This is a genomic window from Anoxynatronum buryatiense (genome assembly GCF_900182905.1).
GTDB lineage: Bacteria > Bacillota > Clostridia > Peptostreptococcales > Tindalliaceae > Anoxynatronum > Anoxynatronum buryatiense.
This window is the reverse complement of sequence record NZ_FXUF01000007.1, coordinates 56712-68119: the sequence shown is the minus strand read 5'-3', so window position 1 is coordinate 68119 and position 11408 is coordinate 56712. Positions and strand designations below refer to the sequence as shown.

General features: G+C 52.9%; 10 protein-coding genes. All 10 read left to right on the top strand.

Going from position 1 to position 11408, the window contains the following annotated elements; all coding sequences use genetic code 11:
- The first annotated feature begins 310 nt into the window (after positions 1–310).
- The 10 genes from QOL74_RS10250 to QOL74_RS10205 all read left to right on the top strand — a co-directional run bounded on the left by QOL74_RS10250 (position 311) and on the right by QOL74_RS10205 (position 11098).
- Positions 311–1369, top strand: a complete 1059-nt coding sequence (locus tag QOL74_RS10250; protein ID WP_283409381.1) for a TRAP transporter substrate-binding protein — start codon at positions 311–313, stop codon at positions 1367–1369.
- A 146-nt stretch (positions 1370–1515) separates the two neighbouring features.
- Complete coding sequence (locus tag QOL74_RS10245) at positions 1516–2067, top strand: TRAP transporter small permease (protein ID WP_283409488.1); 552 nt, start codon at positions 1516–1518, stop codon at positions 2065–2067.
- Positions 2067–3374 carry a TRAP transporter large permease gene (locus QOL74_RS10240; RefSeq protein ID WP_283409380.1) on the top strand — a complete coding sequence of 436 codons (1308 nt, stop codon included), beginning with the start codon at positions 2067–2069 and terminating at the stop codon, positions 3372–3374. The genes QOL74_RS10245 and QOL74_RS10240 overlap by 1 nt, the downstream gene beginning before the upstream one ends.
- Positions 3375–3828: 454 nt before the next feature.
- Entirely contained in the window at positions 3829–4638 is an 810-nt protein-coding gene (locus QOL74_RS10235; protein ID WP_283409379.1) for an alpha/beta hydrolase, read from the top strand.
- Between the two features lie 325 nt (positions 4639–4963).
- Entirely contained in the window at positions 4964–6082 is a 1119-nt protein-coding gene (locus QOL74_RS10230) for an enolase C-terminal domain-like protein (RefSeq protein WP_283409378.1), read from the top strand.
- Positions 6083–6130: 48 nt separating this feature from the next.
- Positions 6131–7276 (top strand): mandelate racemase/muconate lactonizing enzyme family protein, encoded by a 1146-nt coding sequence (locus tag QOL74_RS10225; protein ID WP_283409377.1) that lies wholly within the window; start codon positions 6131–6133, stop codon positions 7274–7276.
- Between the two features lie 226 nt (positions 7277–7502).
- Positions 7503–8246, top strand: coding sequence for an SDR family NAD(P)-dependent oxidoreductase (locus QOL74_RS10220; protein WP_283409376.1), 744 nt, complete (start codon positions 7503–7505; stop codon positions 8244–8246).
- A 316-nt stretch (positions 8247–8562) separates the two neighbouring features.
- A complete protein-coding gene (locus QOL74_RS10215) occupies positions 8563–9228 on the top strand; it encodes an RraA family protein (RefSeq protein WP_283409375.1) in 666 nt (221 codons plus the stop codon).
- 150 nt (positions 9229–9378) lie between these two features.
- On the top strand, positions 9379–9768 hold the full coding sequence (locus QOL74_RS10210) for a UxaA family hydrolase (protein WP_283409374.1): 390 nt from the start codon (positions 9379–9381) through the stop codon (positions 9766–9768).
- Between the two features lie 76 nt (positions 9769–9844).
- Positions 9845–11098 carry a UxaA family hydrolase gene (locus QOL74_RS10205; protein ID WP_283409373.1) on the top strand — a complete coding sequence of 418 codons (1254 nt, stop codon included), beginning with the start codon at positions 9845–9847 and terminating at the stop codon, positions 11096–11098.
- The last annotated feature ends 310 nt before the right edge of the window (positions 11099–11408 follow it).

Genomic DNA, 11408 nt, shown 5'->3' with positions numbered 1-11408 from the left:
ACAGGCGTAAAATCATCAAAAGAAACGTGAACAGAAAGGCAATTGAAATCAGCAAGAGCGTTCAAGTGTTGTCTGTAACCCGTCTGTTCTTCTCAGAACAGTCGGTTGTCAACAGAGTCATTTCGCAAAATGGCAGCGGAAATCACTCCCGCCATCAGCGGAGCAAAAAGAAGATTTTTGCGCATCAGGAAAACGTCTTCCATTTATACCAAGCGAGTTCCGGGTGCCAAAGATCAGTGACAGGTTTCAAAACGAAGAAAAGCAGTTTCAGGAAAACCCTGAGTCACTGCAAAAAAGGGGAGGTAACAAAATGAAAAAGAAGGCAGCATTATTGTTGGCAGGTATGATGAGTATTTCTCTTTTGGCAGGATGTGGCTCCAATTCATCCGCACCGGCTCCGGCACCCGCTGAATCCGGCAACGGCAGCGCAGCCGCACCGGCAGATAAGCCCAGCTATTCCCTCAAGTACGCTGAATTGAATCCCGACGGTCATATCATGGACGAAGCGGCAGACAAGTTTGCAGAACTGGTCAGCGAAAAATCCGGCGGCCGGATCACCATCGAAGTGTATCCAGCAGGTCAGCTGGGAGACGAAAAAACTGCGTATCAAACCCTGCAAATGGGTGGCGGCGCCATTGATATCGCCCGGGGTAACACCAACAGCCTGACAGACTTTGGCGTTCAGAAGCTGAACTTGTTTGGACTTCCCTTCATTTTCCGCGACAGAGATCATCTGTGGAGTGTGTTGCACAGTGACATCGGTGATGATTTCCTTAAAGAAGCTCAGGAAGTGGGCACCGGCATGGTAGGCCTCTTTTACCTGGATGAAGGTTCCAGAAACTTCTTCACTGTTCCCGGCAAAGAAATTGACTCCATCGAAGATTTCAGAGGCATGAAACTGCGTGTTCCCACCACTGATCTGATGAGTGAAACCGTTGCCGCCATGGGCATCCAGTCAACACCCATTTCTTTCTCAGAACTGTATTCCGCCCTGCAATCAGGAACCGTTGACGGTGCCGAACAGCCTCATTCCGGCTACTACTCCAACAAGTTCTTTGAAGTGGCTCCCAACTACATTCTTTCCGGCCACACCTACAGCCCCTCCATCGTACTCATGAGCGAGCAAGTATGGGATACGCTGGATGCTGAAGACCAGGCCATTCTCATGGAAGCTGCCAAGGAAACCGAAATCTGGAACCGTGAAAGCATTGAAGTGCTTGACAACCAACTGCTGGAAGATATCAAGGCAGCAGGAGCCAATGTCATCGAAGTACCGGATAAAACCCCTTACATGGAAGCAACTCAAAGTGTTGTGGAAAAATACATTGTTGGTCTTGAAGATGAATATCAGGCCATCATCAACAAGTAAAGACAATTCAGAAGAAATCCATTTGCTGCATTGAATCAGTAAACCAGTGAACCAGTGAACAACAAACCATTGGAAGAACCTGCAGCATCTCCTCAAGGGGCAGCGACTTCGCTGCCCCTTTTGATCAACAGGGAGGTACCAACGTGATGACAAAGTTTTTTGACAAGGTCTACTTATTCTTCATGACTTTTTGCAAGCTCTGTTTCATCGGCATGGTGGCCATCACATCCTACGTGGTCTTTGGCCGGTATGTGCTGCGCAGCAGCCCCACATGGGGTGAGCCGGTGGTACTCATGTGCATGGTGTATATGTCCCTCATCAGTGCGGCCCTGGCAATTCGCAAAGATACCCACATCCGCATGACTATTATTGATTTTCTGTTGCCTGAAAAAGTCGTTAACGTGATGAAGGGTGCCGCTCAGATCTGTATTTTCGCCTTCTCCATTTTTATGATGATTTACGGCTGGCGCTTCTCCATGCTGGCAGGACGCAATCTGATAACTGGCGTAGGTATCCGGTCCATGTGGCTCTACCTGTCAGTTCCCATGGCGGGAGCGGCCATGTGTCTTATGGAAATCGAGCGACTGCTGAACTTCATTCACCGACACCGCAACAAAGATCTTTCCGGAAGCCCAACGAATAACACAGACAATACGCAACAATCAGCTGTCATTCAAGGAAAGGAGGAAACCGCCTGATGGATCAAAACACCATTGCAGTTCTCATACTTGTCGGCTCTTTATTTGTGATGATTATCAGCCGTTTCCCCATTGCCTTTGCCATTGGGATTTCCAGTATCATTACCACCCTTTACCTGGGACTGCCCCTCATGCAGGTGGCCCAGCTCATGGTGAAAGGCGTGAATGTGTTCAGCCTCATGGCGGTTCCCTTCTTTATCATTGCTGGTGAGCTCATGGGGGCCGGAGGCATTTCAAAACGGCTTATTGCCCTTTCGGATGCGCTGGTGGGATGGATTCGCGGCGGCCTGGCCATGGTGAACATTGTGGCTTCCATGTTCTTTGGCGGCATTTCCGGCTCTTCCACTGCTGACACCGCTTCTCTGGGTACCATTCTTATTCCCATGATGAAAGACCAGGGCTACGACGAAGAGTTTGCCACCAATATCACCATGACCAGCTCTGTGCAGGGACTGCTCATTCCCCCCAGTCACAACATGGTGATGTACGCCATGGTGGCGGGCACCGTTTCTGTGGGGCGCCTGTTTCTGGCGGGTCTGATTCCTGGCATTATTCTGGGGATTGCCCTGATGATTTACAGCTACATTCTGGCGGTGAAACGCCGTTACCCCAAAGGGGATCCTTTTCATCTCATCAATGTGCTGAAAACCCTGGTGGATTCCATCTGGGGCCTGCTCACCGTGGTCATCGTGGTGCTGGGGGTTGTTTCCGGCATCTTCACTGCCACCGAATCAGCCGCCATTGCTGTGGTATGGGCCATGCTGGTGAGCTTCCTGATCTACCGGGAGTTGAGCCTGAAAGAAATGTGGAAGGTGATGGAGCGTTCTCTGGGAACCTTGGCCATTGTGCTGATTCTCATCTCCACCTCCACCGTATTCGGCTGGCTGCTCACATTTCTGCGGATGCCCCAAATGGTTTCCAATGCCATTTTTGGCATCACCGAAAATAAATACCTGATTATGCTGATGCTGAACATACTGATGCTGGTTCTGGGAACCATCATGGACATGTCGGCCATTATTCTGGTGGCCACTCCCGTGCTGTTGCCCATCGCCATCAGCATCGGTATCGACCCGGTGCACTTTGGTGCCATTATGATTCTAAACCTGGGCATTGGCCTCATCACCCCGCCGGTGGGAGGCACCCTCTTTGTGGGCAGCGCCGTTTCCGGCGTCCCCATCGAGCGGCTGGTGAAAACCCTGCTGCCCTTCCTGGGCGTTATGGTGGCAGTGCTGCTGCTGATCACCTTTGTTCCGGGGCTGGTCATGTGGCTGCCTAATTTGATGATGCCCGTGCTGGGCAGTTAGCTTGTTGAAGATGATTCCATAAGCTGTGAGGGTTGAGCCAAAGGGTTTCTGGAGAGGATTGGCAGATTGCTGGTCGGCTGAAGCGGTGGAGCAGAAGTTGATCGTTGAGAAGTTAAAGGTGTACAGAAACAGCTGATTGTTGAACGATTAAACAAAAGGCAGCCGCAAAATGTACATTGGGTCAATAATGTGCTGCCCGACGGGCAGTCAGGCCATTATCAAATGAGACGTTTACATCAAAGCAGTAGATGTACCTTATTGAAAAAAGAACCTTCAACACTTCGACATTGAAGTGCCCGGCCGGAAGACAGCAATGCTGGCTTCCGGCTCTCATCAATCAACCGCAGAACGTAACGTCATGTAACGCAGCACTCAAATAAACTAACAACAGCGACCATGAAATAGAACTGCGGTCTTTGCAAGTGTTTTAACAGACAGGAAAAGAGGTTGTTCCATGGAAATCACGGCCAATCACGGCGTTTTTCACATTCCCCTTGAAAATGAAGGCTGGCTGGACGCTTATCTGCTGGCAGAAGGCAGTACCCGGCAGGCGGTGGTGATTTGCCCCGGCGGCGGGTACCAGATGATTTCTCACCGGGAAGGAAAACCGGTGGCCGAAGCCTTCAATCAGGCGGGATTTCATGCCTTTGTACTTCACTACAAGGTGGCACCGGCACCCTTGGGGTGGCAGCCGCTGCATCAGCTGTCCCAAGCCGTGGCAGAAGCCCGGCAACAAGTGGCTTTGGCAGAGAACACGGCGGTTTCCGGCGTAAAGGTGGCAGTCTGCGGCTTTTCTGCCGGCGGTCATCTGGCGGGCAGCCTGGGAACCCTGTGGCACCGAAACGATCTGTTTCCTGCCACCACCAGTTTTAAACTTCACCGGCCGGATGCTCTGGTGCTCTGCTATCCGGTGATTTCTGCCCGGGAGTGCGCCCATGCCGCCAGCTTTCAACAGCTGGCAGGCCCAGACCCTGAACTGTGTCAGCTGTTTTCCCTGGAAGAGCAGGTGACAGACCAGACACCCCCCACATTTTTGTGGCACACCCTGGCAGATGAACTGGTACCAGCCAAAAACAGCCTGTTGTTTCTGGAGGCTCTCATGAAGGCACAGGTGACGGCAGAGCTGCACCTGTATCCCCGGGGCGAGCACGGGCTTTCTCTGGCAACTCCAGCGGTGGAGCAGCCGGAGAATCAACGGTGGGCCGACCCCCACGTGGCCACCTGGTTTGCCCTGGCGGTGGAGTGGCTGGCAGAAACTCTTTAAAATTTAGAGTGATTCACAATGATCATCAAGAAAAGATGGCTGCACCAGGTGCTTTCCTGCCGAAGGAAATCCGTATCGATTCTTGATCGATTTCTTATCAAATGGTGACGCATGTGCCCATGAAAGCAATGCAAACACCGTTGGAAAAGCGTTCATTTAAGTTTCATATCAGCTTTCATTTAACAAAGTGATGGGATTTCGTTTAAACACGGATATAAGCGTTCATTTTAATACGGATATAAGCGTTCACTTATAAACTCTTGTTTGAACACGTATAAACACGGAGGGTAGCATTTCTAATAAGCACTGATAAAGGAGCCTGACAATGAAAATCGTATCTTTTGAAACCTGGTGGGTGAAGCGGGAAAAATGTCTTTTTGATGAAAAACGGCGGGGCGGTGCCGCCATGGATTGGGATGTGGTGGTGCTGAAGCTCACTGCCGACGATGGCACCGAAGGCCTGGCCACCTGCCTGGCCGCCCGCAGCGGCGGCGTGACAGAAAACTACCTTCACGACAACATTGCCCCGGTGGTGATGGGTCGCGACCCCCATGACCGGGAGAAAATCTGGCATGAGCTCTGGAACATCGACCGCCACCTCACCTTTTTTCCTGTGTACCTGCCAGGGCCGGTGGATGTGGCCCTTTGGGACATGTGCGCCAAAAAAGCGGGCCTGCCCCTCTACAAATACCTGGGAGCCTACCGCACCCAGCTGCCTGTTTACGCCAGCGGGCTGTTCCATGAAACCCTGGAAGACTACGTGGAAGAAGCCCTCTATTATAGGAGCAAAGGCATTCACGCCTACAAGGCTCACCCCCCCGGCCCCTGGACCCTTGACATGGAGATTCACCAAGCCATTCGCAAGGCCGTGGGAGACGACATGGTGCTCATGAGTGACCCTGTGGCAGAATACACCCTTGATCAGGCCATTGCCGTGGGCCGGCAGCTGGAAAAGCTGAATTACCGGTGGCTGGAAGAACCCTTCCGTGATTTTGAGCTCTACAAGTATCAGGAGCTGTGCCGCACACTGGATATTCCCATTGCCGCCACAGAAACCACCCGGGGCTGTCACTGGGGAGTGGCCCAGACCATCGCCCAGCGGGCGGCAGATATTGTACGGGCCGATGTAAGCTGGAAAAACGGGATCACCGGCACCCTGAAAATTGCCCATATGGCAGAGGGCTTTGGACTGAACTGCGAAATTCACACCACCACCATGAACTACATGGATCTGGTGAACCTGCATGTGAGCTGTGCCATTCGCAACTGCGAATACTATGAATACTTTGTGCCTGAAGAATCTTTCCAGTTTCCCATGAAGGGCAGCCTTCCCATCGATGAACAGGGAATGATCACTGTTCCCGAAGGCCCCGGCGTGGGGGCAGAACTGGACTGGGAGCTCATTGAGAGGCAGTGCCATTCTTACCGGGTGGTGCGTCTGTAAGTTGAAATGCTTCTAAGCTAAAAAACTTCACTGAAAAGAGGCAGACTCATGAACCAGCAAATAGACCGGCAGCAATCTCAGCAGCCATCCAAAAAACAACCCCAATCTTCAAACCCCCATACCATCAAAGACCTTCACTTATACCGGGCAGTCTCCCAGATCAGCCGCCCCATTGCCGATGCCACCCACACCATCAGCGAAATTGCCTTTTATGTGGTGGAGGTTGTGACCGACAGCGGCATCACCGGTCAGGGATACCTGCTCTCCTTCCATTATTCCCCCCGGGCCATTGAAGGTGCCCTTCATGACATGAAAGGCCTGGTGCTTGAAAATGGCTATGCCATCAATGAAACCCTCAAACTGAAGGCGGATTTTGAACGGGAAGCAGAGTATTTCGGCAACGTGGGACTCCAGCGGTGGGCCCAGGCCACGGTGAATGTGGCCATGTGGGACGCCTGGGGAAAAACCCTGGGGCAGCCCATACACAAACTGCTGGGATCCAATGGCAAAAAAATCCCCGTCTATGGCAGCGGCGGATGGCTCAGCTACAGCGACGAAGAGCTGCTGGAAGAAGTGTTGGGCTACAAAGCCCGCGGCTTCACCGCGGTGAAAATCAAAGTGGGCAGCCCTGAACTGGAACGGGATCTTCACCGCATTGCCAAGGTGCGGGAAGCCCTGGGACCCACGGTGAAAATTATGATGGATGCCAACCAGGGCATGTCGGTGCCCAACGCCATCACCCTCTCCAATGCCGCCCGGGAAATGGGCATTCAGTGGTTTGAAGAGCCGGTGGTGAACACCGATTTCGCAGGGTATGAAATGATACGCAGCAAAACCGGCATCAGCCTGGCCATGGGAGAACGGGAATATGACGTCGTTGCCCTGCGGGAGCTTATTCGCCGCAATGCCCTTGACTTGTGGCAGCCTGATATTATTCGTATTGGCGGCGTGGAGGCCTGGCGTCTCAGCGCCGCCCTGGCAGAAGCCCATCACATTCCCTGCCTGCCCCATTACTACAAAGATTACGATGTGCCGCTGCTGGCCACCATCGGGCAACCCTACGGCGCCGAAAGCTTCGACTGGATCGACGGCATCATCGACAAGCCCATGGTCATTGAAAATGGCTACGCTCATCAGCGGGAAGGTGCCGGCTGGGGCTTCCGCTTTATGGAAGAACACCTGCAGCCCCTATAAACGGTAACAGGATAAGAACAGGACAGAAGGGGCATTAACCAACCAGTATAAGAATGAAACAATCAAAGCAACATGAAAAGATTCCCTCAACACCCCTTAAGAAATCACACAAGAGGGCTTCATGAAATCACACAAAAGGGCTTCATGAAATCACACAAAAGAGTTTCATGAAACAGCTTGAATAGCAGTTCATTAGAATAGAATTGTAGGATCAGGAGGCGACCACATGTTTGAACTGACAGGAAGAACAGGCATTGTCACAGGTGCATCCAGCGGCATTGGCTATGCCATTGCCAAAGTGCTGGCAGAAGCCGGTGCCAACGTATATGCCATCAGCCGCAGCGGCAGTGTTAAAATTGAAGGGGCCGAAGCGCTTCCCGGGGTGGTTCACCTGGCGGGGGATGTCTGCGATTATCCCCGTATGGCTGAACTGGTGAAGACCATTGGTGAAACCGATGGCATCGATTTTCTGGTGAATAACGCAGGCATTACCGTCAAAGGCCGGGCAGAGAGCTTTGCCGACGAAGATTTCGAAAAAATTCATCAGGTGAATGTGAACAGCGTGTTCAAGCTCAGCTGCCTTTGCTACCCTTACCTGAAGGCCTCTCCCCACGTGGGGCGCATTGTGAACATCACCAGCATGGCAGCCCACCTGGGCTTCTCTGAAGTGGTGCCCTACTGCTCCAGCAAGGGAGCCGTACTGGCCATGACCCGGGGACTGGCAGTGGAATGGGCGGCCGACAATGTCAACGTCAACTCCATTGCACCGGGATGGTACCCCAGTGAAATGAACAAGCAGGTGATGACCGAAGAGCGGCAGGCGAAAATTCTCAGCCGCATGCCCCTTCACCGCTATGGCGACACCCGTGACCTGGGGGCCATGGCCCAGTTTCTAATCAGCGACGGCGCAGCCTATATCACCGGTCAGGATTTTGCTGTTGACGGCGGGGCCCTGGCATACGGCTATTAGGTAAAGCTGCTTTCGGGGTTGGGCGCTGTTGCGAGTGTCAGAAAGAACCCATTTTCAAGGGCGCGATTCAGGTTTGTGTATGTTCGAGAAAAGCCTGCTTACGGAGAGGGGTTCAGGCCCTTCGTCTTCAACCTCCCCCTTTCCAGGGATTGTGCTTCAATAAATCATTAATCATTCAATCATTAATTATTAATCATTCAATCATTCGATCATTCAGAAGAAAAAGGCAACAGGCACCTATCACATCAAAACCAAAACCCAAATTAAAGCCAAAGCCGAAGCCGAAAATAGGAACCGAGAAAAAGGAGGCAATTTCATGTCTTTATGGCAAAATGAAACAGAAATGTTCCAACTGATGGAAGAAAAACTGTACACACCTGTGGTGGGAGATATTCTGGATGTCATGGGCTACTACCATCAGTTTCTTCCCCAGGATGTCCGCCCCATGCGGGAGGACATGAAGCTGGCGGGTAAAGCCATGACAGTGCTGATGATTGACGTGTTCAGCGAACAGAAAAAACCCTTCGGCCTTCTCACAGAAGCCCTCGATCAGCTGGAAACCAATGAAATATACCTTGCCACCGGCGGCACCAAACGGTGTGCTTACTGGGGCGAGCTGCTCACTGCCACTGCCCGAATGCGGGGAGCGGTTGGGGCTGTGGTGAACGGCTGGCACCGGGATACGCCTCAGGTACTGGAGCAAAACTGGCCTGTGTTCAGCAACGGCTGCTATGCTCAGGATTCCTCTGTGCGCACCCAGGTGGTGGATTTCCGCTGCCCCATTGAAATCGGTCAGGTGACCATCCATGACGGCGACATTGTGTTCGGTGACATCGACGGGGTGCTCATCATTCCCGCCGGCATTGCCACTGAGGTCATTGAAAAATCACTTGAAAAAGCCGCCGGAGAAAAAGTGGTACGCAAAGCCATTGAAAACGGCATGTCTGCCACTGAAGCCTTCCGCACCTTCGGTATTCTGTAAACATAATGATAGTTCAAGCCACAGAACGCGAAACCACGTGCCGCATAAAGCCCACAAAGAATCAGTCACATGGCACAGGAACGTTCAGCAGACTGATTGAAGTGAGAATCGGGAACCGGAACTTGGAACCAACAGAAAGAAGGGTATGACATGAAACAATCAACGGAGGATGCCAGGGAAGTTGTGAAAGAAGCTGAGAATCTTTCCAACCCGGAAGCCTTTGTCATCGACCCGGCAGACAATGTGGCCACGGCATTGGGTGAGATTTCGCCCGGGCCGGTGCCTCTCACCGGACTTCCCCCTGGGACGCAGGCCACCCTTGAAGCGGTGGAAGTGATTCCCCCGGGGCACAAAATCGCGCTGAAGCCGCTGGCGGCTGAAACCCCCATTGTGAAATACGGCGTGGTCATCGGCTGCACCACCATTCCCGTTGAGCAGGGTGCCTGGGTGCACCTTCACTGCATGCGCAGCCTGTACGATGAGCGGTCATCCCATTTGGACGCCCACACCGGCGCGCCGAAAGACACCCGCTATGAGTAAGGGAATAAAGGAGTAAGGTATAGAGGCGTCAGTGAGCAAGGAAATAGAGGCGTCAGTGAGCAAGGGAGGAAAGGGCATGAACCCGGAAACGCAGCAGCAACCCCATTCTAAATCATCACCGGCACCAGGGCAGTGGCTGGGCTATGCACGTGCCCAGGGGAAAAAGGGCATTCGCAACAAAGTGCTGGTCATCTACACGGTGGAATGCGCCAGTTTTGTGGCCAAGGAAATCGTCAAACGCACCGACCATCAAGAGGTGGAGGTGGTGGGTTTTCAGGGCTGCACCGATAATGAATACGCGGTGCGCATGCTCATTGCCCTGATGCGCCACCCCAATGTGGGGGCGGTGCTGGCAGTGGGCCTGGGCTGCGAATACATTCAGCCTCAATGGTTGGCAGAAAAAGCCGCCGCCGAGGGAAAACCGGCGGAATGGTTCTTTATACAGGATGCCGGCGGTACTCAAAAGAGCATTGAAAAAGGCCTTGCAGCGGTGAAAAGCCTGGAGAAGCAGTTGGAGAACACCCCCCGGGTACCCATGGGGGTTGCTGATCTGGTGATTGGCGCCGAGTGCGGCGGCAGTGACTATACCAGCGGACTGGCAGGCAACGTGCTGGTGGGCCGGTTTTACGACTGGCTGGTGGATCAGGGGGGCACTGCCATTTTTGAGGAAATCGTGGAAGCCATCGGGCTTCGGGATCATCTGCTGGCCCGGGGAGCTGACGAAGCCGCCCGGGAAGCCCTGGCCAACACCTACGACAAAGCCCTTGACTACTGCAAAGCCGTACGCCAGTATTCTGTGAGCCCCGGCAACTTCGCCGGCGGACTCTCCACCATCGAGGAAAAAAGCATGGGTGCCTTTATCAAAAGCGGCTCCCGGCCCATTCAGGGCGTGCTGAAAGTGGGTGCCACCCCGCCCCACCCCGGCCTGTGGCTGTTGGACACCACCCCCGACCCCCACTGGATGAACTTCGGCATCACCAACCCCAACGACAATGAAGGGCTGATGGCTCTCATTGCCAGCGGCAGTCACCTCACTTTTCTGGTGACAGGCCGGGGGAGTGTGGTGGGTTCTGCGGTGGCCCCGGTAATCAAAATCACCGGTAACAGTGACACCTACCGGCATATGTCGGATGACATGGATGTGGATGCCGGCGTGATGCTCCGGGGCGCATGCACCCAGGAAGACGCCACCGCCCGCCTGGTGCAGCTGGTGGCCGCCGTGGCCGGTGGTCAGTTGACCAAGGCTGAAGAACAGGGGCATAAAGAATATTACATTCCTTATAAATACCAGGAAAAAGACGTGGTAAAACCCCGAAAATGCGATGCATAAAAGCCTTAAGTCATGGAAACTCATAACGTTCAATACCAGGCTTGAGAAATAACCGAACTTCAAACCACAAATTTTACAGGCAGCCGACTTCTCCGGTCATCAGTTTTTTTATCAGTCTTTTATCAGTCTTCTATCAGTCTTTTAAAGGAAGCTTTGCCATCACGTTTGCCATTACGGGGGTTGCCACACCCGGTAACACTGGCATAAAATGAAACCGATTGATCCTAAAAAAGACATGCCGTTAAAAGACATGCCGCGGGTAATTATTTCCTGGAAACAGGCGGTCTCGAAAAATCACGGGATTAAACCC

Bases quoted from the DNA above. Each gene is read 5' to 3' on its own strand.
- QOL74_RS10250 (WP_283409381.1), top strand. From the start codon at position 311: ATGAAAAAGAAGGCAGCATTATTGTTGGCAGGTATGATGAGTATTTCT.
- QOL74_RS10245 (WP_283409488.1), top strand. From the start codon at position 1,516: ATGACAAAGTTTTTTGACAAGGTCTACTTATTCTTCATGACTTTTTGC.
- QOL74_RS10240 (WP_283409380.1), top strand. From the start codon at position 2,067: ATGGATCAAAACACCATTGCAGTTCTCATACTTGTCGGCTCTTTATTT.
- QOL74_RS10235 (WP_283409379.1), top strand. From the start codon at position 3,829: ATGGAAATCACGGCCAATCACGGCGTTTTTCACATTCCCCTTGAAAAT.
- QOL74_RS10230 (WP_283409378.1), top strand. From the start codon at position 4,964: ATGAAAATCGTATCTTTTGAAACCTGGTGGGTGAAGCGGGAAAAATGT.
- QOL74_RS10225 (WP_283409377.1), top strand. From the start codon at position 6,131: ATGAACCAGCAAATAGACCGGCAGCAATCTCAGCAGCCATCCAAAAAA.
- QOL74_RS10220 (WP_283409376.1), top strand. From the start codon at position 7,503: ATGTTTGAACTGACAGGAAGAACAGGCATTGTCACAGGTGCATCCAGC.
- QOL74_RS10215 (WP_283409375.1), top strand. From the start codon at position 8,563: ATGTCTTTATGGCAAAATGAAACAGAAATGTTCCAACTGATGGAAGAA.
- QOL74_RS10210 (WP_283409374.1), top strand. From the start codon at position 9,379: ATGAAACAATCAACGGAGGATGCCAGGGAAGTTGTGAAAGAAGCTGAG.
- QOL74_RS10205 (WP_283409373.1), top strand. From the start codon at position 9,845: ATGAACCCGGAAACGCAGCAGCAACCCCATTCTAAATCATCACCGGCA.